Source organism: Sinorhizobium sp. 8-89, from assembly GCF_030124325.1.
GTDB lineage: Bacteria > Pseudomonadota > Alphaproteobacteria > Rhizobiales > Rhizobiaceae > Sinorhizobium.
This window is the reverse complement of record NZ_JASKLR010000002.1, coordinates 282,478-309,420: the sequence shown is the minus strand read 5'-3', so window position 1 is coordinate 309,420 and position 26,943 is coordinate 282,478. Positions and strand designations below refer to the sequence as shown.

Annotated in this window: 22 protein-coding genes and 1 riboswitch; of the genes, 11 read left to right on the top strand and 11 right to left on the bottom strand. The window is 62.0% G+C overall.

The window, feature by feature from the left end; all coding sequences use genetic code 11:
- Positions 1-31: 31 nt before the first annotated feature.
- Complete coding sequence (gene fumC, locus QN219_RS05920; protein ID WP_283998659.1) at positions 32-1,423, bottom strand: class II fumarate hydratase; 1,392 nt, start codon at positions 1,421-1,423, stop codon at positions 32-34.
- 520 nt (positions 1,424-1,943) lie between these two features.
- On the opposite strand from fumC, the gene QN219_RS05915 reads away from it, so the two are divergent.
- Entirely contained in the window at positions 1,944-3,842 is a 1,899-nt protein-coding gene (locus tag QN219_RS05915) for a murein L,D-transpeptidase (protein ID WP_283998658.1), read from the top strand.
- Between the two features lie 29 nt (positions 3,843-3,871).
- Here QN219_RS05915 and QN219_RS05910 read toward each other — a convergent pair whose 3' ends face one another.
- Positions 3,872-4,555, bottom strand: coding sequence for an HAD family hydrolase (locus QN219_RS05910; protein ID WP_283998657.1), 684 nt, complete (start codon positions 4,553-4,555; stop codon positions 3,872-3,874).
- 222 nt (positions 4,556-4,777) lie between these two features.
- Here QN219_RS05910 and rpiA point away from each other — a divergent pair, with 222 nt between their 5' ends.
- From rpiA to QN219_RS05885, 5 genes are all read left to right on the top strand, one after another.
- On the top strand, positions 4,778-5,473 hold the full coding sequence (gene rpiA / locus QN219_RS05905) for a ribose-5-phosphate isomerase RpiA (protein WP_283998656.1): 696 nt from the start codon (positions 4,778-4,780) through the stop codon (positions 5,471-5,473).
- Positions 5,474-5,592: 119 nt separating this feature from the next.
- Positions 5,593-6,138 carry a DUF2059 domain-containing protein gene (locus QN219_RS05900; protein WP_283998655.1) on the top strand — a complete coding sequence of 182 codons (546 nt, stop codon included), beginning with the start codon at positions 5,593-5,595 and terminating at the stop codon, positions 6,136-6,138.
- Between the two features lie 265 nt (positions 6,139-6,403).
- The gene (gor, locus tag QN219_RS05895; protein WP_283998654.1) at positions 6,404-7,795 is read left to right on the top strand and encodes a glutathione-disulfide reductase; all 1,392 of its coding nucleotides are present in this window, start codon (positions 6,404-6,406) and stop codon (positions 7,793-7,795) included.
- Between the two features lie 207 nt (positions 7,796-8,002).
- Positions 8,003-9,376 carry a class II 3-deoxy-7-phosphoheptulonate synthase gene (locus QN219_RS05890; RefSeq protein ID WP_283998653.1) on the top strand — a complete coding sequence of 458 codons (1,374 nt, stop codon included), beginning with the start codon at positions 8,003-8,005 and terminating at the stop codon, positions 9,374-9,376.
- A 129-nt stretch (positions 9,377-9,505) separates the two neighbouring features.
- On the top strand, positions 9,506-9,901 hold the full coding sequence (locus tag QN219_RS05885; protein ID WP_283998652.1) for a GFA family protein: 396 nt from the start codon (positions 9,506-9,508) through the stop codon (positions 9,899-9,901).
- A 10-nt stretch (positions 9,902-9,911) separates the two neighbouring features.
- Here the strand turns inward: QN219_RS05885 and QN219_RS05880 are convergent, their stop codons facing one another.
- The 4 genes from QN219_RS05880 to QN219_RS05865 form a co-directional block, all read right to left on the bottom strand.
- Positions 9,912-10,817 carry a hypothetical protein gene (locus QN219_RS05880; protein WP_283998651.1) on the bottom strand — a complete coding sequence of 302 codons (906 nt, stop codon included), beginning with the start codon at positions 10,815-10,817 and terminating at the stop codon, positions 9,912-9,914.
- A 250-nt stretch (positions 10,818-11,067) separates the two neighbouring features.
- On the bottom strand, positions 11,068-11,529 hold the full coding sequence (locus tag QN219_RS05875) for a hypothetical protein (RefSeq protein ID WP_283998650.1): 462 nt from the start codon (positions 11,527-11,529) through the stop codon (positions 11,068-11,070).
- Complete coding sequence (locus QN219_RS05870) at positions 11,511-12,092, bottom strand: hypothetical protein (protein WP_283998649.1); 582 nt, start codon at positions 12,090-12,092, stop codon at positions 11,511-11,513. Before QN219_RS05870 ends, QN219_RS05875 begins: the two co-directional genes overlap by 19 nt.
- A 195-nt stretch (positions 12,093-12,287) precedes the next feature.
- Positions 12,288-14,210 (bottom strand): LTA synthase family protein, encoded by a 1,923-nt coding sequence (locus tag QN219_RS05865; RefSeq protein WP_283998648.1) that lies wholly within the window; start codon positions 14,208-14,210, stop codon positions 12,288-12,290.
- Between the two features lie 267 nt (positions 14,211-14,477).
- Between QN219_RS05865 and QN219_RS05860 the strand changes: the two genes are divergently transcribed.
- Both QN219_RS05860 and QN219_RS05855 read left to right on the top strand, forming a co-directional pair.
- Positions 14,478-16,160: an NAD+ synthase gene (locus QN219_RS05860; protein ID WP_283998647.1), complete on the top strand. Its 1,683-nt coding sequence runs from the start codon at positions 14,478-14,480 to the stop codon at positions 16,158-16,160.
- Between the two features lie 3 nt (positions 16,161-16,163).
- Positions 16,164-16,988 (top strand): TolB family protein, encoded by an 825-nt coding sequence (locus tag QN219_RS05855; RefSeq protein ID WP_283998646.1) that lies wholly within the window; start codon positions 16,164-16,166, stop codon positions 16,986-16,988.
- A gap of 24 nt (positions 16,989-17,012) precedes the next feature.
- Here the strand turns inward: QN219_RS05855 and QN219_RS05850 are convergent, their stop codons facing one another.
- A complete protein-coding gene (locus tag QN219_RS05850) occupies positions 17,013-18,035 on the bottom strand; it encodes a LacI family DNA-binding transcriptional regulator (RefSeq protein WP_283998645.1) in 1,023 nt (340 codons plus the stop codon).
- Positions 18,036-18,132: 97 nt separating this feature from the next.
- Between QN219_RS05850 and QN219_RS05845 the strand changes: the two genes are divergently transcribed.
- The 3 genes from QN219_RS05845 (at position 18,133) to bluB (ending at position 21,257) form a co-directional block, all read left to right on the top strand.
- Complete coding sequence (locus QN219_RS05845; protein ID WP_283998644.1) at positions 18,133-19,326, top strand: phytanoyl-CoA dioxygenase family protein; 1,194 nt, start codon at positions 18,133-18,135, stop codon at positions 19,324-19,326.
- Between the two features lie 71 nt (positions 19,327-19,397).
- Entirely contained in the window at positions 19,398-20,219 is an 822-nt protein-coding gene (locus QN219_RS05840; RefSeq protein WP_283998643.1) for an SDR family oxidoreductase, read from the top strand.
- Between the two features lie 81 nt (positions 20,220-20,300).
- Positions 20,301-20,515, top strand: a riboswitch (cobalamin riboswitch).
- 43 nt (positions 20,516-20,558) lie between these two features.
- Positions 20,559-21,257 carry a 5,6-dimethylbenzimidazole synthase gene (gene bluB, locus QN219_RS05835; protein ID WP_283998642.1) on the top strand — a complete coding sequence of 233 codons (699 nt, stop codon included), beginning with the start codon at positions 20,559-20,561 and terminating at the stop codon, positions 21,255-21,257.
- 93 nt (positions 21,258-21,350) lie between these two features.
- Here the strand turns inward: bluB and QN219_RS05830 are convergent, their stop codons facing one another.
- The 4 genes from QN219_RS05830 to QN219_RS05815 form a co-directional block, all read right to left on the bottom strand.
- On the bottom strand, positions 21,351-22,394 hold the full coding sequence (locus QN219_RS05830) for a DUF2865 domain-containing protein (protein ID WP_283998922.1): 1,044 nt from the start codon (positions 22,392-22,394) through the stop codon (positions 21,351-21,353).
- A 355-nt stretch (positions 22,395-22,749) separates the two neighbouring features.
- Positions 22,750-23,394 (bottom strand): acyl-homoserine-lactone synthase, encoded by a 645-nt coding sequence (locus QN219_RS05825; RefSeq protein ID WP_283998641.1) that lies wholly within the window; start codon positions 23,392-23,394, stop codon positions 22,750-22,752.
- A 155-nt stretch (positions 23,395-23,549) separates the two neighbouring features.
- Positions 23,550-24,287 carry a LuxR C-terminal-related transcriptional regulator gene (locus tag QN219_RS05820; protein WP_283998640.1) on the bottom strand — a complete coding sequence of 246 codons (738 nt, stop codon included), beginning with the start codon at positions 24,285-24,287 and terminating at the stop codon, positions 23,550-23,552.
- Positions 24,288-24,459: 172 nt separating this feature from the next.
- Positions 24,460-26,772: an NADP-dependent malic enzyme gene (locus QN219_RS05815; RefSeq protein WP_283998639.1), complete on the bottom strand. Its 2,313-nt coding sequence runs from the start codon at positions 26,770-26,772 to the stop codon at positions 24,460-24,462.
- Between the last annotated feature and the right edge of the window lie 171 nt (positions 26,773-26,943).

Here is a 26,943-nt window from a genome sequence, read left to right as displayed (position 1 = left end):
CCGGAAACAGGGGCCGCGGCAATCTGATCAATCAGGCAGGGCTGATCATCGTTTCCGGACGGACGATCGCATCGAACTCTTCGTTCGTCACATAACCGCCGCCGACGGCCTCCTCGCGAAGGGTCGTGCCGTTCTTATGCGCAGTCTTGGCGATCTTCGCGGCATTGTCGTATCCGATCTTCGGCGCCAGCGCGGTGACGAGCATCAGCGAGCGGTCGAGCGCCGCCTTGATGTTGTCTTCGCGAGCCTCGATGCCGACGACGCAGTTGTCGGTGAAGGAGATCGCGGCGTCAGCGAGAAGCTGTACCGACTGAAGGAAGTTGTAGGCCATGAGCGGATTGTAGACGTTGAGTTCGAAATGGCCCTGGCTGCCGGCGAAGGTCAGGGACGCATGGTTGCCGAACACCTGGACGCAGACCTGCGTCAGCGCCTCGCACTGCGTCGGATTGACCTTGCCCGGCATGATCGAGGAGCCGGGTTCGTTTTCCGGCAGCGCGAGTTCGCCGAGGCCGGAACGCGGACCGGAGCCGAGGAAGCGGATGTCATTGGCGATCTTGAAGAGTGCGGAGGCGGTGGCGTTGATGGCGCCGTGGCTGAAGACCATCGAATCGTGGGCCGCGAGCGCTTCGAACTTGTTCGGCGCGGATGTGAAGGCGATGCCGGTGATAGCAGCGATCTCTTGCGCCACCTTCTCGGCGAAGCCGACCGGCGCGTTGAGACCGGTGCCGACGGCAGTGCCGCCCTGGGCGAGTTCGCAGAGGCCGGGCAGGGTCATCTCGATGCGCTTGATCGATGAGGCGACCTGCGCCGCATAGCCGGAAAACTCCTGACCAAGCGTCAGCGGCGTCGCGTCCTGCGTGTGGGTGCGGCCGATCTTGATGATGTGGTCGAACGCCTTCACCTTTTCTTCAAGCGCCTTGTGCAGGTGCTTCAGCGCCGGCAGCAGGTCGTGGATGACGCGTTCCGCACAGGCGATGTGCATGGCCGTCGGATAGGTGTCGTTCGAGGACTGGCTCATGTTCACGTGGTCGTTCGGGTGAACGGGCTTCTTCGAACCCATCACGCCGCCGAGCAGTTCGATCGCCCGGTTGGAAATGACCTCGTTTGCATTCATGTTCGACTGCGTGCCGGAACCGGTCTGCCAGACGACCAGCGGGAAATGATCATTGAGCTTGCCGTCGATGACTTCCTGCGCGGCATTGACGATCGAATCGCCGATTGCCGGGTCGAGGCGGCCGAGCGCCATGTTGGCACGTGCCGCTGCCTGCTTGACGATGCCGAGCGCCCTTACAATCGCGACGGGTTGCTTTTCCCAGCCGATTTTGAAGTTCCCGAGCGAGCGTTGCGCCTGAGCGCCCCAGTAGCGGTCGTTCGCCACTTCGATGGGGCCGAACGTATCTGTTTCGGTGCGGGTCGATGTCATCGTGATACCTGCCTTCGTCTGCGGTTCATGAAGCCGAGGCGAGAAACGTGTCTCAGCCGGTCGTTCCACCCCGGTGCCGGGCATCTCTCTGCCCCGGTCACACAAGCTTGTAAAGGGGCGGCAAGTGCATCGCAGGGCCTACAATCGTTTGAATTGTTGCACTGCGGCGATTGCTCTGTTTCCCGGCTGCGCCGGCTGATCCGAGGGATTGCGGTCGCGGAGGTTGTGACCTTTCCGTCACATTGCGCGTTTTCCTTTTGCAGGGGCGACTGTGTCCGGGGAAACATCGAGACGCGCGCGAGGAGGGGAAAATGAAATGCGAATCAAATTTTTATGACGCTTCACGCATCTTCCGAGGGATGTGTTTTGGGACAGGTTTTGGCAGGTTTCGGCCGCGCGGGGGCCGGGCGTTTCCTTTTCATTCACCATCCTTTTCTATAAGTCGGAGAGCACGAGGGCGTGGCGAGAATCTGGCAGCGGCCGAATTCGGCGGCAACGCGATACGGGGATCTTTGTTCTTATGAAAATAATCAAATCGGCAGCGATTGTGGCGCTCATGGCCGGGTGTGCGGTCGCAACCATCGATGTGCAGCCGGCGTCGGCGATCACCCTGATGGACTTCATTCGCGGCGGCAAGAAAAGAACGTCGCCGGAGCGCGTCCAGCCTGGCCAGCCGCTGCCGGGCGCAGGCATGATGGTGCCGCAGCAGATCGACCCGCGAACAGCTGCAAAACCGCCGCGCGTCACCGGGCCGCGGTATTATACCTATAAGCCCGAACCGCTCCGCCGGATCGCCACGGACCGATTGCTTGATCCAGTTGTCACCGGTTCGGTGCAGAACGGCGCCTTGCCCCCGATGCTGCGCCAGCCGCTTTCCGATGCGCGGCAGTTTCTTCCCGAAATCAACGTCCGCGCCACGGCCGATGTCGCGAAGGCGGTCGAGAACTACTATGGCGCACGGACGGACTTCGTGTGGATCGATGGCACCGGCGTCAGCGCGCGCGCCAAATCGGCACTTTCCGTACTCGCGCAGGCCGCGAAAGTGGGCCTTGATCCCCAGGACTATGCGGTTGACGTGCCGTCCGACACCTTCGATCGCGGCGACATGATCGCTCGCGAAAAGGCGCTGGTGCAGTTCGAAATAGCGATGTCCGTTGCGACCCTGACCTATGTCCAGGACACGGTGCGCGGGCGCATCGATCCGAACAAGATCTCCGGCTATCACGACTTCAAACGCAAGAGCGTCGATCTCTTCGCCTTCCTGGACAAGCTGGCGGGAAGCGATGATGTCGCGGCGTTGCTCGAAAGCCAGAATCCCAAGAGCACACAGTTCCTGGCGTTGAAGGCGGACTTGGAACGTCTGCGCGCGCAGACCGATGCGACGCCGCGCGTGGAAATCGCTGCCGGTACGCTCCTGAAACCCGGCCAAAGCAACCCGGAACTCGCCAATGTCATCGCCGGCATCAAGCTCAAGGCGTCGGAAACGCTGAAGGCCGAACACGCCGTCGTGCTCGCCAGCTATAACGGGACACCGGACTATACGCCCGAGTTGGTATCCGTCGTCGAAGCCTTCCAGAAGGAGCACGGGCTGAAGGCCGACGGCGTCGTCGGCCAGGCCTCGATCCGAGTGCTGACGGGCGGCGACACGACCGCCAGCAAGATCAACAAGCTCGAGATCGCGATGGAGCAGGCGCGCTGGCTGCCTGACGGATTGGGCAGCCGCTACGTCTTCATCAACCAGCCGGCCTTCACGGCGTCCTATACGGACCAGGGCGTGGAGCAGTTCTCCATGCGTGTCGTGGTCGGCTCTAAGACGAACCAGACCTACTTCTTCCAGGACGAGATCCAGACAGTGGAAGTCAATCCCTACTGGGGCGTGCCGCAGTCGATCATCGTCAACGAGATGCTGCCGAAGCTGCGCAGCGATCCCGGCTATCTCGACCGCATGGGCTATCAGGTCGAAGTGGGTGGCCGCGTCGTCTCGTCGTCCGCCGTCAATTGGTATGCATCGACCTCCTCGATCGCAGTGCGCCAGCCGCCGAGCAGCGACAACGCGCTTGGCGAACTCAAGATTCTCTTCCCGAACGCCCACGCAATCTACATGCACGACACGCCGTCGAAGAGCTTCTTCAAGCGCGACCAGCGGGCGCTCAGCCACGGCTGCGTTCGCCTCGCCGATCCCCGCCGAATGGCGGCAGCGGTCCTCGGCGTCAGCATGGACGAAGTCGGCAAGGAGATTGCCGCGGGGCACAACCGGGCTTTGCCGGTGCCTCAGAAAGTGCCGGTCTATGTTTCCTATTTCACGGCATGGCCGAACAAGGACGGCAAGGTCGAGTATTTCAACGACGTCTATGACCGGGACATGTACATGAACCGGGCATTGGAGGCGACGCGCAGCACGCGACGCGCCGAAGGTTAGGAAAGGAAGGGCCGCGCAAGCGGCCCTTTTCATTTGGGCTTCCGGCCGATTACCGTCTCGACCAGATGTGGCGTCAGTTCATCGAAATGCTGGATGATACGATCGGGCGAGAGGCTTTCGATCGGCACGTCGGAATAGCCGAACGGCACGGCGATCGACGGAACGGAAGCGTTGCGGGCGACAAGGATATCGTTGAGGCTGTCGCCGACCATCACCGCTCGTTCCGCGAGGCCGCCGGCATTGGCGACCGTCGAGAGGAGGTGCTCGGCATGCGGCTTGCGCACGGTGAAGGTGTCGCCGCCCGAGACGGCCGCAAACCGGTCGAGCAGACCGAGCCCGTCAAGCAGGCGGCGTGCCAGCATCTCAGGCTTGTTGGTGCAGACGGCGAGCTTAAGGCCGGCATCCTGCAGGCGGTCGAGTGCGGCGACGAGCCCCGGATAGGGAACGGATGTCCCCGGCATCGAGCCGTGATAGAAGTCCACGAATTCCTTCATCTGCCAGACAAGATTCTCTTCGCTGAGTGCCTTGCCGCGCAGCGCAAACGTGCGCTCGATCATTGCACGGGCGCCATGACCGACGAGATGGGTCAGGTCGGCATAGGTGACGGGCTCGACGCCGGCCTGCGTGACGGCGTGATTGAGGCTGGCGACGAGGTCCGGAGCGGTGTCGACAAGTGTACCGTCGAGATCAAAGACGACAAGGGGAGGAGACACTGGGAACCTCGCGTTGGCGGAAATCGTAATGTTCGGGTAGGCGAAGTCCGCAAGAAAAGCAATGGCGCGGATCAGCGCAGCCGGCTTCGGGAATCCGGCAAAGCTCTCTTATTTTGACTTTTGTTTGCGGCGACGGGCGTGTAAGTGTCTCAGCGGAAATTGGACAGTGGCTGGCCTGCATCGGCCCTGTCATCTGCGCGATCATGAGGGAGCGAGTGGCGCATGGACGCCCGCCAAATGAAGATCAGGGCCGCCGCTGCGGCGCTTGAATATGTCGAAAATGGCATGCGGCTTGGAATCGGTACTGGTTCGACCGCCGAAGAGTTCGTCCGGTTATTGGGCGAAAAGGTTGCGTCGGGCTTTCAGATCGTCGGAGTGCCGACGTCCGAGCGCACGGCCAGGCTCTGCCTCGAGCTCGGTGTGCCGTTGAAGTCGCTCGACGAGGTGCCGGAACTGGATCTCACGATCGACGGCGCCGACGAGGTGGATGGAAAGCTTCGCTTGATCAAAGGCGGGGGCGGGGCGCTGCTGCGCGAGAAAATCGTCGCCAGTGCCTCTGCGCGGATGGTCGTCATTGCCGACGAATCGAAGATTGTCGACGTGCTCGGCGCCTTCAAGCTGCCGATCGAGGTAAATCCGTTCGGGCAGGTCGCGACGCGGCTGGCGATCGAGAAGGTGGCATCCCGGCTGGGATTGACTGGCGATATCGTCGTTCGTGCCTCGGGCGACGGCCCCTTCATGACCGACGGAGGACACCTCATTCTCGATGCATCTTTTGGCCGTATTCCTGATGCAGATGCGCTCGCGGCAGAGCTCAATGCCATCCCCGGGGTGGTCGAGCACGGGCTTTTCATCGGGATTGCGTCATTGGCGATCATCGCCGGTCCGGAGGGAGCGCGTACCCTGACGGCGTCCTGAGCCGATCCGACGCTTCGATGAGGCGTTGCGGACGGCGCAGAAAATAGGTTTCCGCACATATCTGCCTGGCGGCGGCAATCGGCCGGGCGACATGTGCCAACACAGGAGCATGGATAAAAATGAACAAACTCACAGGTCTTGCCCGCACTTTCGCAGCTGCTGCCGTCCTCGTTTCGGTTGCGGTTCCGGCAGTTCGCGCCCAGGACGTGTCGGAAGATCAGATCAAGGCAGCCCGCGCGACCATCGCTGCGCTTGGCGTGACCAACACTTTCGACAACATTCTGCCGCGTCTCGCCGAACGCCTGAAGAATACGCTTATTCAGTCCTCGCCCAACCACCAGGAACTGATCACTGCGACGGTCGACGAGAAGGCGCTCGCTCTTGCCTCCCGGCGTGCGGACCTGGAGCGCGAGGCCGCTGCCATTTACGCCAAGACCTTCTCGGTCGAAGAACTGAACGCGATCACCGATTTCTATGCCTCGCCCGCCGGCAAGAAGCTGCTGAACGATGGTCCGATCGCTTCCCGCGAGTTGCTGAAGGCCGCGGATATCTGGGCCGCCGGCGTTTCGCGCGACCTGACCAACGACGCCACCAAGTCGCTCGATGCGACCATCGGCAGCGCGCCTGCGGCCGACGCCGGCACGCAGGCTCCGGCGCAGCAATAAGCTGCGGCTACGGCGCCGCGCGTCTTATCAGACGCGGAAAGGTCGCTGTAGCACTTTGAATTGCTACGTGTTTTATCCTTAAGTCGGACACGATTTTAAGGAAACATGCAGCAGGCCGACAGCTTGTGCATAAAGCCCGGAGCGATCCGGGCTTTTCTTTTCTCGCGTCCCAATACTATATCAAAGACAAGGGCAGGCCCGGTTCCGTGCCTCGCCTTTCCAACCCAAATGCTTTCGACCGCAACACCGCGCCAGGAGTTCTCCCATGACCGCTTTCGACTATGACCTCTTCGTGATCGGCGGTGGTTCGGGTGGCGTCAGAAGCGGGCGGCTGGCAGCGGCGCTCGGCAAGAAGGTGGCGATCGCGGAGGAGTTCCGTTACGGCGGCACTTGCGTGATCCGCGGTTGCGTACCGAAGAAGCTCTATGTCTACGCTTCGCAATATTCGGAACATTTCGAGGATGCGGCGGGCTTCGGCTGGACCGTTGGCGAAAGCCGCTTCGACTGGGCGAAGCTGGTTGCCGCCAAGGAGCAGGAAATCACCCGTCTGGAGGGCCTCTACCGCAAGGGGCTCGCCAATGCCGGCGCCGAAATGCTTGATACCCGCGCCGAACTCGCGGGGCCCAACGCGGTGCGGCTCCTGGCGAGCGGCAAGACGGTGACGGCCGAGCGAATCGTGATCGCCGTCGGCGGCCATCCGAGCCCGCACGAAGCGCTTCCTGGGCACGAGCTCTGCATCAGCTCCAACGAGGCTTTCGATCTCGCCGAGCTGCCGAAATCGATCCTCATTGCCGGCGGCGGCTATATAGCCATCGAGTTCGCCAACATCTTCCACGGATTGGGCGTTGAGACGACGCTGATCTATCGCGGCAAGGAAATTCTCTCGCGCTTCGATCAGGACCTCAGGCGCGGCTTGCATGCGGCGATGGAAGAGAAGGGCATTCGCATCCTTTGCGAGGATATCATCCAGTCTGTATCGAACGACGCGCACGGCCGACGCGTCGCCCAGACGATGAAGCACGGCGAGCTTGTCGTCGACCAGGTGATGCTCGCTCTCGGCCGCGTGCCGAACACCGCGAGCCTTGGTCTCGAGAATGCGGGCGTCAAGGTCAATGAGCGCGGCGCAATCATCGTCGATGCCTTCTCGCGCACGAGCGCGCCGGGTATCTACGCGCTCGGCGATGTGACCGACCGCGTACAGCTGACGCCGGTGGCGATCCATGAGGCGATGTGCTTCATCGAAACGGAATACAAGAACAATCCGGCTTCGCCCGATCACGACCTCATCGCGACGGCCGTCTTCTCGCAGCCGGAGATCGGCACGGTCGGCATGACGGAAGAAGATGCCGCGCGGAAATTCGATGAGCTCGAAGTCTACCGCGCCGAGTTCCGCCCGATGAAAGCCACGCTTTCGGGGCGCAAGGAAAAGATGATCATGAAGCTTGTGGTCAATGCCGCCGACCGCAAGGTGGTGGGCGCGCACATCCTCGGGCACGATGCGGGCGAAATGGCGCAATTGCTCGGAATTTCGTTGAAGGCCGGGTGCACCAAGGACGACTTCGACCGCACGATGGCCGTCCACCCGACGGCGTCCGAAGAACTGGTGACCATGTATCAGCCGTCCCACAGGGTCAGAAAGGGCGAAAGGGTCGCTTGAGCCACTTGGAGTCGGCAAAGCGGCCGCCGATGTTTTCTGGTAGAATGGCTTTCCAAGCCCCATGTTAACGTTTATAAGCCGCATCCGCGAAGTCATCGGCTCGGGGCGGGCGCGGCGGCTTGGATCATGGAAATCCGAATACCGGGCGGTTTGAACACCGCCGGCGCGACGTGCGCGGGCCCCCGCGTCAGATAACAGGTGATGGAAATGGCACAGACTTGGACTCCGAACAGCTGGCGGCAGAAACCCATTCAGCAGGTGCCGGATTATCCGGAACTCGCAGCGCTCGAGGCAGTGGAAGCACGCCTGGCGAAATATCCGCCGCTGGTCTTTGCCGGCGAGGCGCGGCGTCTGAAGTCTGCTCTTGCCAATGTTGCCGAGGGCCGCGGTTTCCTGCTGCAAGGCGGCGACTGCGCGGAAAGCTTTGCCGAGCACGGCGCCGACACCATCCGCGACTTCTTCCGCGCCTTCCTGCAGATGGCCGTTGTCCTGACCTTCGGCGCACAGCAGCCGGTGGTCAAGGTCGGCCGCATCGCCGGCCAGTTCGCCAAGCCGCGCTCCTCGGGCGTCGAGAAGCAGGGTGACGTGACGCTGCCGAGCTACCGCGGCGACATCATCAACGGCATCGAGTTCACGGAAGAGGCCCGCGTGCCCAATCCGGAGCGGCAGGTCATGGCTTACCGCCAGTCCGCCGCAACGCTGAACCTGCTCCGCGCCTTCGCAATGGGCGGCTACGCCAACCTCGAAAACGTGCATCAATGGATGCTGGGCTTCGTCAAGGACAGCCCGCAGGCCGAGCGCTACCGCAAGCTCGCCGACCGGATCTCCGAGACGATGGATTTCATGAAGGCGATCGGCATCACCTCGGAAAACCATCCGAGCCTGCGCGAGACCGATTTCTTCACCAGCCACGAGGCGCTGCTGCTTGGCTACGAGCAGGCGCTTACCCGCGTCGACTCGACGTCCGGCGACTGGTATGCGACCTCCGGCCATATGATCTGGATCGGCGACCGCACGCGTCAGCCCGACCATGCGCATGTCGAATACTGCCGTGGCATCAAGAACCCGCTCGGTCTCAAATGTGGCCCGTCGCTTAGCGCCGACGGCCTGCTGGAACTGATCGACCTGCTCAATCCGGCAAACGAGGCAGGCCGCTTGACGCTGATCTGCCGTTTCGGTCACGACAAGGTGGCCGAGCATCTGCCGCGCCTCATCCGCGCCGTCGAGCGCGAGGGCAAGAAGGTCGTGTGGTCCTGCGATCCGATGCACGGCAACACGATCACGCTCAACAACTACAAGACCCGGCCCTTCGAGCGGATCCTGTCGGAAGTCGAAAGCTTCTTCCAGATTCACCGTGCGGAAGGCACGCATCCGGGCGGCATCCACATCGAGATGACCGGCAACGACGTCACCGAATGCACCGGCGGCGCACGTGCGCTTTCCGGCGACGATCTTGCCGATCGCTACCACACCCATTGCGATCCGCGCCTGAATGCGGATCAGGCTCTCGAACTTGCCTTCCTGCTCGCCGAGCGCATGAAGGGTGGCCGCGACGAGAAGAAAATGGTCGTCAACGGCTGACCGGAAGAGTGTAGTGCTGGTTCAAAATTTCTGAACGACCAGCGCGTCATCTGAATTTGACAGAGCCGGGCCAGCCGATAAAGCTGGCCCGGCTTTTGTTTGACTTGGAAAATGGGGGACGGGGACGGAATGGAGACTCATGAAGGCGCCTGCCTTTGCGGCGCTGTGCGGTTCAAGACGCGCGGGAAGCTCAGAGAGATCATCTTCTGCCATTGCTCGCAGTGCAGGAAACAGACAGGCCTCTATTACGCCGCCACGAATGTGCAGAACAGCGACATCGACGTCGAAGGGGCGGACAATGTCACCTGGTATCGTTCGAGCCCGGAGGCGCAGCGCGGCTTTTGCCGGTTCTGCGGATCGGCGCTTTTCTGGAAAGCCGAGGGACTCGACTATACGTCGATCCTTGCAGGCACATTCGAGGCGCCGACGCGGCTCGAACCCGGCTATCATATTTACTGCGCGGACAAGGGCGATTATTACGAAATCGACGACCGCTTGCCGCAGTTTGCCCAAGGGCGCGGCTGACAGGGCTCGCCTATGGAGCCGGTTCCGTGGCCGCCCGCTCGAAAGCGCTCGCCAACGCTTCGAACTTGACGGCCTGCCAGAAGACATACTCATCGATCAATTGTTCGCTCAGCCAGAACCGGCCCCGCGTGCCGTCATCCGGCCTGCCGATAAAGCCGGACTTTTCTGCGTTTGAAAACAGCCGGCGGACATGGGTGTTCGATATCAGGTAATGCTCTGCGAGCGTCGCCAGATTGACGTTGATCCAAACTTTTCCGTCGACGGGAACAAGGCTCGAGGGGCGCGCCATCAGGTCATCGAGCAGTATGCCGCCAGACTCCGACCAGACGAAGACGGCGACCCCTTGTGGAGGCTGCGTCCATTTCCTGTCAGCGAGGAGGCGCCGGGCCGCAAGCGGCTGAGCACGTTCAAAGATGGCGATATCGGCCTCTATGCGTTCGACCCTGGTTCCGCCGTCCAGCAGGTCGAGCGTCGTCATCTGGCTCTTGAACCAGAGCTGCATCGCATGCTGGCTGATCTCCGTCGGCTCAAGCGGGCGTGTCCTCCTCGTCCGCCCGCCGTTGGTCGGGCGGAGCAGTTTATAGGCGACCAATTCGGCAAGAAACGCTGTCGCGGTGTTGCGGCTCGCACCGCCGGTATCGCGCATCAGCTTCAGCAAGCGTGCCGCGGTGACGCCAGAGTCGGGATTGTTGCGGTCGCGTTCGAGGTGGAGCGCATAGGCCGCGTGGGTCAGCATCCACTTCTGGTGGGCCGCCACCATGCGTGCGACGCGGGGGAAGAGGTCATTCACCGCTATCAGGTTGCGTGCACCGATCTGCAGGACCGACCGAAATTCCGGGTTCTGCAGCAATGCCTCCACCGTGAAACCGGGTGGGCTCTTTTGCTCGACGCTTTCCTTCCCCGCAACCCGCTGCATCTGCACGCATGTCCTCAAGGGCGCTGCATCGGAACATGGCAATCGACGCGTGTTCCGGGGCAACACACAACTCGCTCTGGTCGTTCTCTAGCATTCCTACCTTGTGCCGAACGTGCAAGTCCGTTGTTTCGTTCAGACGAAGTTTCCGCACGCCACGCCCGTAGTGGCGGCAGTTTGCCGATCAATTGGATGAGAACGCGTCACTGTTCCCGCCAGCGATGTCATCGCGGCCGGTCGCTGCCAATGCTTGTCATTGGACCAAAACCGGCGGCTGGCACTTGACGCCGGTGACGCGCACGTCGGCCTCGCCGATGCGGACGCCGACCAATAGCAGCAGGTTGTAAAGCAGCTCATCGACGGGTGCGGTGACGGAGCCCAGCGTCTGCGCCAGTGCCTGCTGCAGCAATGTCGGCGTTCCGAGGGACAGAGGCCCCACATGGATCTCGGCGTTCAGGTTGTTGAGCAGGGTTTTGGTGGTCGAGGTGAGAATATCCTTCGTCGATACGCTTTTGATCGTCCGCGACGCGACTTGGTTCGGGCTGAAGCTCAGGCGCGACGCCTGAAGGTTCTTGGATTCGACTTGGGCGATGGCGTCGATCTTGAGGGCGGTCGCATCGACGAGGCGCGCGGGCGTCACCCTCGCATCGGCAGAGAAGCTCGCGAGGATAGTGGGGTCGACGTCGCCGATGGCGATTAAGGCGATGCCGGGCACTGCGTCGACGCGATACCCGGAAGACCGGCAACGGCATCCAGGGCAATCTGTCGGTCGCCATTGGCGATCGCTGCCGCCGCGGAAACGAGCTGCAAGGCGCTGACCTTCATCGCCCAATCCGATCCGGCGTTGACGCTCAGGCTCTTCTTCGGGTCGATATTGAGGACCTGGGCCAGCGTGAAGGTCTGTTTGTTGCCGGCGGCGGCGAGTTCGATCGTTTTCAGAGCGGAGGTAACGGTGCCGGACAGACCCTGCACAAGTCTCATCGACGCGAGCAACTGCGGCATCGTCAAATCGGCCGTCAGCACGTCCTCGTAGGATGCAGCGGTCAGGTTCAGGCGGGTGGCGATTGTCTTCAGGAAAGGCTGGACGTCGATATCGGCATCGATCAGAGCTTCGTAGTCCATCACCTTGAGCGAGACGGTGGTGCCAAGCATCTGTCCGAGAACGGCGTTCAGCAAGCCACCATTGAGGCTGGCAAGGCGGGACCCCACGGAAGAGGCCGCGACCTTGGAGCTGGCAGCGGTACCCGTGACGCTCAGGTCCGGCGGGCCGCTGAACATCGCGGCGAGGTAGAGGTCTCCCTTCTTTTCGAGAGTGACCCGGACCGCGTCGGCCGGGACCGCGTCGGCGGAACGCGGTGCGGCACTGACTTGTGGTCACGTGCGATCATTCGACGTCGTGAGAATGGCCGACCGGCAAAAGCGTGAGAGGCTTTGTCAGCGGCCGAGGCAGATTGCGCCCCGCCCGTCGAGATCTCAGGAGCCCACGGGGAAGAGTTCGGCGTGGGACTTGAAGAAACGTTCGGTGCTGTACCGCTTGCCGAACATCATGTCGTGCTGGAGGAAGCGGTAATCGCGCAGGGACGCAGGTATCTTCGGCTGCCGCGACCATTCCGCAATGTCCTTGCCATTCTTGCGAACCACCATATAGCGGTCGAGGATGCGGTACTGGTCGTAAACCTTGCCGAGGAAGCCGGTGTAATAGGGGTGCTCGTAACCGGCCTGCTTGAGGATCTGATAGGAAAGGAAGGCTGGGCTGATCGTTCCGATGTTCTTCTTCGGGCCGGTCTTGTTCGACCAGACGACGAGCGGCGTTTCATGCTGCGCCTTCATTTGCTCCTTCGAACCCTTACGCGACGCCGTCACGTCATTCATGTAACCGGTATTGGTGTAGACGGTGTTGAGCGGCGGCAGATGATCGCCGAAGAGCACGATGATCGTCTCGCGGTCGCGGTTCTTCGCCCAGTCCATCAGCATTTTCAGGCTGTCGTCCGCTTCCTTGATGCCCTGAGCATAGGTAGCGAGCACCTGGCGGTCACTTTCGGGGAGATTGCCTTCGACCTTGATCGTGTTCTTCGCATAGCGGTTCGGCTCATAGGGGCCATGGCCCTGCAGGGTCACCGTAAAGAAGAAGAAGGGGTCCTCCATGGCATCCGCCTGGCGAATGATTTCCTTCGTCAGCGCTTCATCCGAAGCGAAGATGCCGCGCTTCTGCATCACCGGCAGGTTCTCTTCCGAGCGAAACGTGTCGAAGCCGAAGGCCTTGTAGACGGCGGTGCGGTTCCAGAACCAGCCCTGGAAGGGGTGGATGGCGCGCGAGACATAGCCTTCGCTGCGGAAGAAGGTCGCCAGCGAGGGGATCGGGTTGCGGATATATTGCTGGTAAGGAATGCTGCCATAGGGCAGGAACGCGTTTGAGAACCCGGTCAGCGCCTCGAATTCGACATTGGCGGTCATGCCGCCGAACTCCGGCGAGAAGACGTTGCCCACCTGCATTTCGCGGACCGTTGGCATCGGATCGGGCGAAAGCTTCACATTTGGAAGACGGGTCGGATCCCAGAAGGATTCGCTCATCAGCACGATCACGTCGGGCTTGCCGCGATGCGTCGTTCCGGCAGGCGTCGGCTTGACCGGAATGCGGTCGATCGCGTCGGCCATATAGCCCGCAGGCGCGTTGACATTGGCCATCGGCAGGTTGATCGCGAAGGCAAGCGCAAAGCCGTTGTGACGATAATTCTCGGTCTGGTCCCACATGATGGGAACGACCCTCAGCCGGTCGCGGATCCACGAGAACTGGTTGTAATCCATGATGTGCCAGAAGGCGACGAGCAGGGGCAGGGCGAAGGCGGCGCGAACGATACGCTCCTTGCGCGTCAGCTTGGGGAAGTTCCGCCACGCATAGCGCAGGAGCAGGCCGATAACGGCGACCATGGCGATCAGCCCCACGACGACGCCAATGGCGGTCCCCGGCCGGTCTTTAACGAGAACCGGCATCAGCTCCATGATTTGCCGGCCGAAGAGAAAATCGGTCGGATAAAGTGGATCGGAGAGGAAGACTTGCTTCTGTTGGCAGACAAAGGCCGGAAGAACGGCGAGCGGCACGACCAACAGGCCCGCCTTGTGCTCGCGGCCGAACAGCGCGTCGATTGCAAGCAGAACGAGGAAGAATGCCGCAACCGTCGTCCAGGCGGGGCGCATCGGGTCGATAAAATAGGCGACGGTATCGGCAAAGGATTGGCGGACGATCAGCTCGATCGCGAACACAAGCGCTGCAGCAATGAAAAGAGAGAAGAACGCGCTGCGCGTGCCGGCCAGTGTCTTGGCGTTTCTGACGGAGGAGCCAGACCTGTCGATATAGGCCTGGGAGCGTCTCGCGGCGGCGGAATCGATACTGGCCAAGAGCTTCTCCAATTTCATAAATCCTTCGTCTAACTGTCATACGACTGTCATCTTGAACGGGGGATGAATGGGTAAACCAGCGCGGTTGGTTGCAAGTTCCGCGCGCGGCAAAAGATCGTCGTCTCCCCGCGTAAAGGGCCGGAAACGCAGAATTTTTCGGAATTTTTGAGTTGATTGCGATTGGCTGTGGGTTTTTTGTCGCGGTATGCGATAGAACATGCCGTACGTCAGAATGTATTCGCTGAGAAAAGACCGACAGGGCCGCTCATGACTGCACAGAATGCCGTTCCCTCGACGCTACGGATCGCCGTGGCCCAGCTCAATCCAACGGTCGGCGACATCGCCGGCAATCTGGCGAAGGCACGCGAGGCGCGCGCGGACGCGGCGCGCCAGGATGCCGATTTGCTGGTGTTCACCGAACTCTTTATCTCTGGCTACCCGCCCGAAGACCTCGTGCTGAAACCTGCGTTTCTGACGGCCTGCTTGCAGGCGGTCGAGAAGTTCGCCGCTGAAACGGCTGATGGCGGGCCGGGCGTCGTCATCGGGTTTCCCCGTCAGGCCGGAGCGCTCCGCCATAATTCGATCGCCGTCCTGGACGGAGGCAAGATCATCGCGGTCCGCGACAAGGTGGACCTCCCGAATTACGGGGAGTTCGACGAAAAGCGTGTGTTCGACGCCGGCCAGATGCCGGGTCCCGTCAACTTCCGCGGCGTGCGCATCGGCATACCGATCTGCGAAGATATCTGGGGCGATCTCGGCGTCTGCGAGACCCTCAAGGAAAGCGGCGCCGAAATCCTGCTTTCCCCCAACGGTTCGCCCTATTATCGCGGCAAGGTCGATGTCCGCCATCAGGTTGTCCTGAAACAGGTCATCGAGACCGGCCTGCCGATGATCTATGCCAACCAGCTCGGCGGACAGGACGAACTGGTCTTCGACGGTGCGAGCTTCGGCTTCAATGCGAACAAGTCGCTGGCCTTCCAGATGAGCCAGTTCGAGGAAGCGGTCGCAATCTCGGAATGGAGGCGGGGCGAGGACGGTTGGGCTTCATCCAACGGGCTCAATTCACGCATCCCGGAAAGCGAAGAGGCGGATTACCGCGCCTGCATGCTGGGCCTCAGGGACTATGTCAACAAGAATGGCTTCAAGAATGTCGTGCTCGGCCTGTCGGGCGGCATCGACTCGGCGATCTGCACGGCGCTAGCGGTTGATGCGCTTGGTGAGGAGCGGGTGCGCACGGTGATGCTGCCTTACCGATATACGTCGCAAGAATCGCTGAAGGACGCCGAGGCCTGCGCCAAGGCGCTCGGCTGCCGCTACGATATCGTTGCCATCGAGGAGCCGGTCGAGGGCTTCCTCAGCGCGCTCTCGGATGCATTCGAGGGCACCGAATCCGGGATCACGGAGGAGAACCTCCAGAGCCGCACGCGCGGGACGATCCTGATGGCGATCTCCAACAAGTTCGGCTCGATGGTCGTCACGACCGGCAACAAGTCCGAGATGTCGGTCGGCTACGCCACGCTCTATGGCGACATGAACGGCGGCTTCAACCCGATCAAGGATCTCTACAAGATGCAGGTCTATGCGCTTTCGCGCTGGCGCAACGGCGCCGTGCCGCCGGGGGCGCTCGGGCCCACGGGTGAAGTCATCCCGCGGAACATCATCGACAAGGCGCCGTCGGCCGAACTTCGGCCGAACCAGACCGACCAGGATTCGTTGCCGCCTTATCCGGTGCTCGACGACATCCTCGAATGCCTCGTGGAGAAGGAGATGAGCACCGAGGAAATCGTCGCGCGTGGCCATGACGAGCCGACGGTCCATCGCATCGAGCACCTGCTTTACATCGCCGAATACAAGCGCCGCCAGTCGGCTCCTGGCGTGAAGATCACCAAGAAGAACTTCGGTCGCGACCGGCGCTATCCGATTACCAATCGCTTCCGCGACCGGGGTTAGTCCATGCGCAGTTCGGTGGAAATCTTCGATCTCAGCAGCGGCGAGGCGCGCGTCGTCTGGCAGACCGAGCGGCTGGTCGAGGCGCCGAACTGGTCGGCGGATGGACGCTATCTAATCATCAATGGCGATGGCCGGCTTTATCGGCTTGCGCTCGACGGCTCCGAGCCGGTGGAGATCGACACGGGCTTTGCCCGGGAGTGCAACAACGACCATGGTATTTCCCCTGATGGCCAAACGCTCGTCATCAGCGACAAGACCGAATTCGGCAAGTCGGCGATCTACGTCCTGCCGATCGAAGGCGGTTCGCCCCGATTGGTGACGCCGAACCTGCCGTCCTACTGGCACGGCTGGTCGCCGGACGGAAAGACGCTTGCCTACTGCGGCATCCGTGACCAGATCTTCGACATCTACACGATCCCGGTCGAAGGCGGCGACGAGCGTCGGTTGACAACGGGCGAGGGCCGCAACGACGGACCGGACTGGTCGCCGGACGGGAGCTGGATCTATTTCAATTCGAGCCGCACCGGTCGCATGCAGATATGGCGCATTCGCCCGGATGGCAGCGACGTGCAACGCATTACCGACAGCCCTTATGGCGACTGGTTCCCTCATCCTTCGCCCGATGGCCGGCACCTGCTGGTGCTTTCCTATGACGGCGATGTCTTCGATCACCCACGCGACCTTGACGTCAGGCTTCGCCTTATGGACCCGGAAGGCGGCAATGCGCGGGTCCTGTTCGAGCTCTTCGGCGGGCAGGGGACGATGAACGTTCCGAACTGGTCGCCGTCGGGCGAGGCATTTGCGTTCGTGCGGTATCAGCCGGAGTGACTCCCTCGCAGCGTGGATGCCGCCTCAGGCAACCGGCAGATTGTAAGGTGTGATCACCTCGATCGCGGAAAGGCGTTGGCTTCCGGAGCCGGGCAGAGCGGCTCTTCTCCTCGTGATGGCGCGAAATGCTGTTCGCGCGTCCGTCCTCAGGTTGTGATGCAGGACGAAATGCACGCGTCCGTCCCTCAGGAGTTCCAGATTATCCTGATCGAGGTCATGAGCGATGAAGATTGAGCAAGTGCGGTCGAGCTGACGGAAAGCGGCGAGCACGGCCCGGTTTCCTCCACCGATCGAATAGACGGCGTTGATCTCGGGATGGCGCATTAGCGCCTCAAGCGCGAGGACGCCGGTTTCCTCGTTCTTGCCGTAACCCTCGCTGATCTCGACGATGCCGATCGAGGGGTAGCGTGCGCGCAATATCCGGCGGAACCCAATCTCCCGTTCCTCCTCCCCGCGGAAACGGTTGCTCGAGATCGTGACCAATACGGTCGCTGCCTGATGGGCAAAGCGCTCGCCGATCAGATAGGCGGCGGTCTCGCCGGCTGCGCGGTTGTCGGCGCCGGCATAGGCCGTTCTGGCGGAGTGGGGAAGGTCGGTGACAAGCGTCACAACCGCAATCCTTGCGCTTTCGAGCCGTGCCACGGCAGCGGTCACCTCGGGCACATCCGGTGCCTTGAGGACGATGCCATCGGTGCCGCGCAGGCGGATTCGGTCGAGCAATTGCGCGATCTCATGCGCTCGCATCGTTTCCGCGCGATATCTGCGCCAGCGGAAGTTCGTCGGCATGAAGGTCGTCGCTTCGTTTTCGAAAGCGCGTCGCACGGCGTCGGTAAACCGTTCCGGCGCTTCCATGACCACGTCGATTGCGTATTTCCGCCCCTGGACCTCCATGCCGGCCTGTTGTTTCTCAAGATCGCGGATCGCCGCCTTGACGCGGGCTTTCGTCTGCGGGCGAACACCCGCGCGATCATTGAGCACCCGGTCGACCGTGGCGGTGCTCACGCCTGCCTGGAATGCGATATCCTTGACAAGAAACGGGTGCGCCACCCCAGGGCTCCTGATGGTTTTTTGATGGATTTCTGCTCTATCTCAGAATTGGGCGACCCGTATAGTCGGTAAAGTGGTTTGCGAGGGAGAATGCCCGATGAAGACCGACAACACGGCGAGGATGCGCGTCGAACGCGTATGGCTGACGGAGGATTCCTGCAGCATCGAGGCGTTTCGCGTCGAGGTCGAGCGCCGCACCAACCCGGCAGACTATCCGCATGCGGCGGATTGCCAGAAGAACGTTCTGATCTATGACAGCGCCAGCCTTATTGCCGATTGCGCGACCGACGATGGCCGGCGCGCGGCCTTGGCGGAGATTTGCGAGGTCCTTGCAGAAGGGCCGGGCGTTGCCGTGTTCAAGCGCGCCTTCGCGGACACGAGCGTTATCGACGAGGCGAGCCGCATCTTCGACGAGATCATCGAGGAGCAACACCGCACAAACAGTGGCGGCGGCGACCATTTCGCCAAACCGGGCGCCAACGACCGGATCTGGAATTCGCTGGAGAAGCATTGCCTCTGCGCTCCCGAAAATTTCGCGGCCTACTATGGCAACGCGGTCATCGCGCTCGTCAGCGAGGCCTGGCTTGGGCCGAACTACCAGATGACGGCGCAGGTCAATCGCGTCAATCCGGGCGGGGCGGCGCAATCGGCGCATCGAGACTATCATCTCGGCTTCCAGACGTCGGCGCTCATCGAGCGATATCCAGCGCACGTGCACAAGCTCTCGCCGGTGCTGACGCTGCAAGGCGCCGTTGCCCATTGCGACATGCCGCTCGAAAGCGGGCCAACCTTGTTCCTGCCCTACAGCCAGACCTATGTGCCCGGCTATCTCGCGCTGAAGCGACCGGAATTCAGAGCCTACTTCGACGAGAACCACGTCCAGCTTTCGCTTGAGAAGGGCGATGCAGTGTTCTTCAACCCGGCGCTCTTTCATGCCGCCGGCACCAACCGCTCGGCCGACATCAAGCGTGTCGCAAATCTCCTCCAGGTCTCCTCCGCCTTCGGACGCGCGATGGAAACAGTCGATCGCGAGCGAATGTGCGGCGTGCTCTATCCCGCCCTGAAGGCGCTCGCTGCCGACGGGAAGCTCTCGGCGGCCGAAATCGCCAATGCGATTGCCTCCTGCGCCGAGGGTTATTCGTTCCCGACCAATCTCGATCGCGATCCGCCGCTCGGCGGCCTGGCGCCGAAGACGCAGGCGCAGCTGATGCATGAAGCACTCGCGGCTGGTTGGGATACCGAGACCTTCGTGGAAGCACTCGCGGCGCAGGCAGCGAAGAAAAAAAGCTGAGCAAGGCCCGAGTTAGGCGTCGGCCGCCGCGTGCGGAGCCTGGAACTGCAATCTGTCCCAAGGAGGAGTTCATGAGCACGGATTATGGTCGTCTCGATGGCAAGATCGCCATCGTTACCGGTGGCACGCAAGGGCTCGGCGCGATGATCGCCGCGCTCTTTGCCGAACGGGGCGCGACCGGTATCGTCATCTGCGGGCGCAATGCCGCGAAAGGCGAGGCGAAAGCGGCCGAAATCAGCAAGGCGACCGGCACCAAGGTGGTCTATGTCCCGGCCGATCTCGAACGGGTGGAGGATGCCCGCGAGGTGGTCGCCACTTGCGACAGCGAGTTCGGCCGAGTGGACGCGCTGGTCAACGCCGCCGCGATCACCGATCGCGGCACGATCCTCGACACGACGCCGGAACTCTTCGACCGCATGTTCGCGATCAATGTGCGAGCGCCCTTCTTCCTGATGCAGGAAACCGTGAAGGTGATGCGGCGCGAGAAGATCGAGGGCACCATCGTCAATATCGGCTCGATGTCGGCCAAGGCGGGTCAGCCCTTCATCGCCGCCTATTGCGCGTCGAAAGGCGCCCTGGAGACGCTGACCAAGAACACGGCTTACGCGCTTCTCCGCAACCGTATTCGCGTCAATGGGCTCAACATTGGCTGGATGGCGTCGGAGGGGGAGGATCGCATCCAGCGCGAATATCATGACGCACCGGCGGACTGGCTGGAGAAGGCGGCGGCGAACCAGCCTTTCGGCAGGCTTGTCGATCCGGCCGAGGTCGCGCGCGCCTGCGCCTATCTCTCCTCGGCGGAATCGGGCCTCATGACCGGTTCGGTGATCTGCTTCGACCAATCGATCTGGGGGGCCTATGACGGCTCGCCGCATCCGTCGGCGCCGCTCTGAAATCAGGCCGCTCTGCGTTTGACAAGCGAAGGGTCGCACAGGCGAGGTGTTTCGCTCGTCTTGCCTTTCGCCGACGCCTGTGTCCATATGCGGCCGTCAGGTGCCCGCCGCGGCGGGAGAATCGGGAAGCCGGTGCAAGTCCGGAACGTGCCCAACGCTGTGATGGGGACGGCCGCGCCGAAATAAAGTTCTGTTCTTGTTGCAGGGCTTTGCCACTGAATCTTGATGCGATTTGGGAAGGCGGCGCGGCTGGATGATCCAAAGTCAGAAGACCGGCCTGGCGAGATAGACCGGCCCCGCGCGGACGGCGGGAGGTTGTGCATTGTTGGGGATCGAACGATGCGACCTGACCCGATTGGCTGCCTTGCGGCGGCCGGAGCCTTTTCGCCGGACGAGCGTGCCGCCGTCTACCGCGCCATCGAGACACGCCGCGACGTGCGCGACGAGTTCCTTTCCGATCCGCTGCCGGACGAGCTCGTTGCCCGTCTGCTTGGTGCCGCCCACAGCGCGCCTTCGGTCGGCTTCATGCAGCCCTGGAACTTCGTTCTCGTCCGCCAGAAAGAGACGCGCGAGAGGGTCTGGAAGGCATTCGAGCGCGCCAATGAGGAAGCAGCCCTTATGTTCTCCGGCGAGGCGCAGACGAAATACCGCTCGCTGAAACTCGAAGGTATTCGCCAGGCGCCGCTCAGCATCTGCGTCACCTGCGATCGAACACGCGGTGGTGCGGTTGTGCTTGGACGAACGCACAATCCGCAAATGGACGTCTATTCGACCGTCTGTGCGGTCCAGAACCTCTGGCTCGCCGCACGTGCGGAAGGTGTCGGCGTCGGCTGGGTCAGTATCTTCCACGAGCCGGAGATCAAGTCGATCCTCGGCATACCCGAGCATATCGAAATCGTCGCCTGGCTTTGCCTTGGATTCGTCGATCGGCTCTATCAACAGCCGGAACTCGCGGTGAAAGGATGGCGTCAGCGCCTGCCGGTCGAGGATCTGGTCTTCGAGGAAGGGTGGGGCATCCAAGGGCGAAACCGCGTGTAGATTCCATGGGAAAAACGCAATATCTGCACCGTTGTGGGAGTAGGCAGTGCAGTGTCCGCGGGCGCTCGAACACAGGATCTGCGGCAGAACAATTCAATTGCCCTGGATCGGCTGGTAACCGGGACCGAGCGGGTTTTTGAGATCGATAGCGCTTTCCTCCTGCGGCAGGAATGCCGGGCCTACGACACGGACCTTGCTGTTCTTCGGGTCGTAGGGCCGTTCCTTCACGGGCTTTGCTTGCGCCGAACCCTCGGCCGGCTTCCGGTCGCCGTTGATGGTGATGACCGACGGTTCGCTGCCCATCGTCGCTTTGCCGAGATCCGTAGCCGGACTTTTTGGGATCCGGCAGCCGCAGACCCCCGGTGCACCGACGCCACGCGCGCGGTAGGCAAATGCGGTCGGCAGCTCGGTATAGGGCCTGCCGGTCGAGGCCGAGACCATCTGGTCGCTCTCTTCCGTCGCGAGGGCGTGGTAGTAGAGTTCCGTCTCCGCACCGGGGCAGCGTGCCCGGCAAAGTTCGGCATCGCGCGCAAAATCTGCCGGCGTTGCATTTGAGGAGATCGGGAAGAAGGCTCCGTCGCAGGTGCGCACGCACATGGTCCTGAGACTGCCGGCCGGCTCTTCGCTGAGGAACTGAAAATCCTGCATTCCGGCATCGTCATTCAGCAGTGGGTAATCTTCACTGTCAGGTGGGAGATCCCTGAGGATGTTGCGGGGGAGATCGGCGTCGGCGCTGGCGAACTCGTCCTGCCCTTCGATCGGCTCCGCGCCCGCCTCACCCTGGCAACTGTTCAACTCCAGCGCTGCGAGAATACGCCGGCGCGCGTCGCCCGTGTCGCCCGAGATCAACGAGCGGCGGTGCGCCTTGAGCCTTTGAAGATTGTCCTCCATGCGGGCGATCGTCTCATCGAGCGCGGCACATGCCTCGCCATTATCGCCGTCGATCACGACGACACTGCCGGTGCTGCACTCCATGCGACGGCGCTCATTTTTTGCCCGACGGAGCTCAATGTTCTGGCGGGAGACGGCGCCGGTGAAATCGCGCAGGTTGGCTGCCGGGGTAACGATCGTCGAAAGATCGGCCAGTCGAGCGTTCAGGCGTTCACAAACGGTCGAGGCCGCCGCGCCGTCGGCCATCGCCAGCAGCGCCGGAAGCAGGGCCACCGCCACGCGCTTGAAGTTCCGGGACACGATACTCCGGGACACTGGCTCTCGTCTCTTCCTGCAATCCGGCGCGATCCTTTTTTTCAAGGACGGCGACGGCAACTCCGGTTTTCCATATCATAAAGGGCTGCCGTGACAGCGCAACGTCAAGGCGGAGTTTGCGTTAATGAGAACCGCAGCAAAGAGAAGAGGTCCGGACCGCGGAGCGGCCCGGCTACTGCATGTGTCCTTAGATTGTAGCCGACCTAAGGACGAAAACATGCGGCAATTCAAAGTACTACGACATATTTTTTGCGCGTCTGATACGACGCGCGGCGCCGTAGGCTCGTCAGGCGGCCCGTGCGGTTTCGAGCGACATCGGGCGCTCAAGCACGGTTCCGTCGATCGCGGCGACATGCTTCATCGTATCGAGCAGCTCTCGGGTCACTTCCCACGCCACGGCCACGGCATAGACGGAGCCGATCCGGTGCGGCTCGGCAATGCGTTCTCCCGGGCACCCCATGCGCCGGAACATCCTTTCCAGGAAGACATCGGTGACCGTGACAATGTGGCTGATGCCGGAGGCAAGGCCGAGTTCACCGACGCCGCACATGAGTTCCGCGGCGGCGATCGTCACCTGGTTCGACGAGCGGTCCTGCGAAATATCCGGATCGATGCAGAAGCGGCTCGATTCCCAGACGGAGGCGCTGCGGATTTCGGGATTGTCGCCGAGCAGGATTGGAAATGTATCATCCAGCATATTCGGCCCAAGCGTCGGCAGCAGCCGCAGCGATCCGCGTAATTTTCCGGTTTCCGGTGAGTACGACATGACATAGAGAGGGTTCGCCTTGTCGTAGTGGTCGATTTCCCACTCGCCGTCGGTCTTCACGTCCCACTTCAAGAAGTCATGGAACACGCGCTTGCGCAGCCGGAACATTTCGTCGATGGCCCGCGGGTGCTGTCCGCGAGCGTTGCCGTTCAGAATCCTGATCATCTTTCGCTCCATCGTTTTTGCGCGATGGGCAGATGCTGTCAGGCTCAAGTGACACATGTAACTGTCTATAGTGACAGTTCAAAAGCGGATTTTTTCCCACTAAATTTGCGGGGGTTTGGGCCGAGGTCTGACGGGTAACCGTGTGACCGAACCCGTCAGATGGTGGGGATCAGCGCGTGGCGAACCGCCTGCGCCACGGCCTGTGTATTGGAGACGACGTTCAATTTGCGGCGCGCATTGGTCATGAAGAAGCGGACTGTACGCTCGGAAATGCCGAGGATCGTGGCGATTTCCCAGTAACTCTTGCCGGCAGCCGACCAGGTCAGCACTTCAGTCTCGCGGCCTGTTAGGCGCATGTCGCGCTCATCGATCGCGCCTGCCATGGCGGCATGTTCCAGCATCGACGCATGGAAGAGGTTGGCGGCCAACTGGAAGTCGCGCAAATGGCAGCGCCGGTAGGCGGACCATTCCGCCGGCGACATATTGGCGTTGATGGCGAGGAGCGCCATGCGTCCTGCGGGTGACGGTAGCGGCAGCGCGACGCCTTCGGTCGAAAGCCCGATTTCCTCGGCAGCGTGAAAGAGCGGCTCGCATTCGGGAAAGCGCCGCCGAGCGGTCGCCCATTCGACAGGTCTCACGCCGCCAAGCGCAAGCCGCAGGATGGGGTCGATCCGGTAGAGGCCCTTCGAGAGATAGATCTCCGCGGCATAGGCGCCGAAAGTGTGGTGCAGTCGGCAGACCTTCAGGCCGTCGGCAAGCGGCTCCGCTTCAAGGTATAACAGATGCGCGATCTTGAAGGTGCGGCGCATCAACGCGAAGAATTGCTCCGGTTCGGCGCAGCCCCCGTACTCCACGATGTCCAGTAGATCGAGGACAGCCTGTTGATCAGTCATGCCGCAACACCGAATCTTGTCCTACAACAAGCATGGTAAGGGGGGCATGCTTTGTCTAGTGTAATATTTCGCAAACGCTGCAACTGCTACCCCCTCCTCAATCCAAGGTTGAATTTCGACTGGAGTAAACGCCGGCCCCCCCCGGTTGACGGCCCGGCGGAGTATCGGTCCGCTATACCGGATGGCTTGCCTCCACGACCGCAAGTGCGGCCATATTGACCACGCCGCGTGACGTCACGGACGGCGAAAGAACGTGTGCCGGCAGCGCCGAGCCGAGCAGGATTGGCCCGACATGCAGGCTGTCCGTCATGGTCTTGACCACGCCGAGCGTAATGTTCGCGGCGTCCAGATTTGGGAAGACGAGCAGGTTGGCTTCGCCGTTCAGCGTGCTGTCCGGCATCACCCGTTGGCGGAGGATCTCGGAGATCGCCGAGTCCCCATGCATCTCGCCGTCGACTTCGAGATCGGGGGCGAGTTCACGCACGAGGTGCAACGCCTCACGCATTTTCGCAGCGCTCTCGGAATCGCGCGAACCGAAGTTCGAATGTGACACGAGCGCTGCACGCGGGGTAATGCCGAAGCGGCGGATTTCTCCGGCCGCCATTGCCGTCGTCTGCGCGATCTGCTCGGCGCTCGGGTTGTAGCTCACATAGGTGTCGGTGAAGAAGGTTGCGCCGCGCTGCGAGATGAGCAGGCTCAACGCCGAGAAATCGAGAACCCCCGGCCGCTTGCCTATGATCTGTGAAACGTCGCGCAGGTGTTTGCTGTAGCGTCCTTCGACGCCGCAGATCAGCGCATCCGCTTCGCCGCGCTTGACCGCAAGGGCGCCGATCACCGTCGTGTTCGTGCGCACGATCGTACGGGCCGCTTCCGGGATGACGCCGCGGCGGCCGACGAGGGCGAAATAATCGTCGACATAGTCGCGATAACGCGGATCGCCCTCGGGATTGACCACCTCGAAATCGACATCCGGACGGATTCGCAGGCCGTAGCGGCGAAGACGCGTCTCGATGATCTGCGGACGGCCGATCAGGATGGGCTTGGCGGTGCCTTCCTCAAGCAGGACCTGGGCGGCACGCAGCACCCGTTCATCCTCACCCTCCGCGAAGATGACGCGGTTCTTCGTAGCATTCTTGGCCGCCGCGAAGACCGGCTTCATGATGAATCCGGAGCGGAAGACGAAGCGGTTCAGCTTGTCGAGATAGGCGTCGAAATCCTGGATGGGGCGGCTCGCGACACCGCTTTCGGCCGCCGCCTTCGCAACAGCCGGGGCGATGCGCAGGATCAGCCGTTGATCGAACGGCGAGGGGATGAGGTAGTCGGGTCCGAAGATCGGCGTTTCGCCCGTATAGGCGCGCGCGGCGACGTCGGAAGGCTCCTCGCGCGCCAGTCCGGCGATTGCGCGAACGGCCGCCATCTTCATCTCTTCATTGATCGTGCGCGCACCGCAATCGAGAGCCCCGCGGAAGATGTGCGGAAAGCAGAGAACGTTGTTGACCTGATTCGGGAAGTCCGAGCGACCGGTGCAGATCATCGCGTCCGGGCGCGCCGCGCGCGCAACTTCCGGCATGATCTCGGGCGTCGGGTTGGCAAGCGCCATGATCAGCGGCTTCTCGGCCATCTGGGCGAGCAGTTCGGGCTTGAGGACGCCGGCCGCCGAGAGACCCAGGAAGACGTCAGCCCCACCGATGCTGTCGGCGAGCACGCGGTTGTCGCTCTCCTGTGCGTAGACGGCCTTCCACTCGTCCATCAGCGCTTCGCGACCCTTGTAGACAAGGCCTTCGATGTCGTGGACCCAGATATTCTCCCGCCTGGCGCCGAGCGTGACGAGCAGGTTGAGGCAGGCGAGCGCCGCGGCGCCCGCACCGGAGGCGACGATCTTCGCTTCGGCAATGTCCTTGCCCGCGAGTTCGAGGCCGTTCAGAACGGCGGCGGCGACGATGATCGCGGTTCCATGCTGGTCGTCATGGAAGACTGGTATCTCCATCTTCTCGCGCAGGCGCCGCTCCACCTCGAAGCACTCCGGCGCCTTGATGTCCTCGAGATTGATGCCGCCGAAGGTCGGCTCCAACGCCGAAACGACATCGACCATGCGCTCGACGCTCGGCGCATCGATCTCGATGTCGAAAACATCGATGCCGGCGAACTTCTTGAAGAGCACGGCCTTGCCTTCCATGACCGGCTTGGAGGCGAGCGGGCCGATGTTGCCGAGGCCGAGAACGGCCGTGCCATTGGAAATCACCGCGACGAGGTTGGCGCGCGCCGTGAAATCGGCGGCTGTTTCGGGATTGTCCTTGATGGCGAGGCAGGGCGCAGCGACGCCTGGCGAATAGGCCAGCGCCAGATCGCGCTGGTTGCCGAGCGGCTTGGTCGGCTGGATTTCAAGCTTGCCCGGGCGAGGGTAGCGGTGGAAGAAAAGTGCCTGCTGGTCGATATCTCCGCTCGCCGGAACCGATTGGGATTTCGCTTTTTCGCCCGTATTCATGCCTTGCATTCCTCTTTCTTGGTCGAGGCCTTTTGGCACGAATTGCGAGCGGCGTACAGTTTCGCCGCGGTTCTTTTGCGACGCCCGGATTGTCGCATGCGCACCCCGTGTCATCTTCCTGAAACACGAGTCTGATTTTGACGGGTTCAAAAGGCTCAACCAAGACGAGGC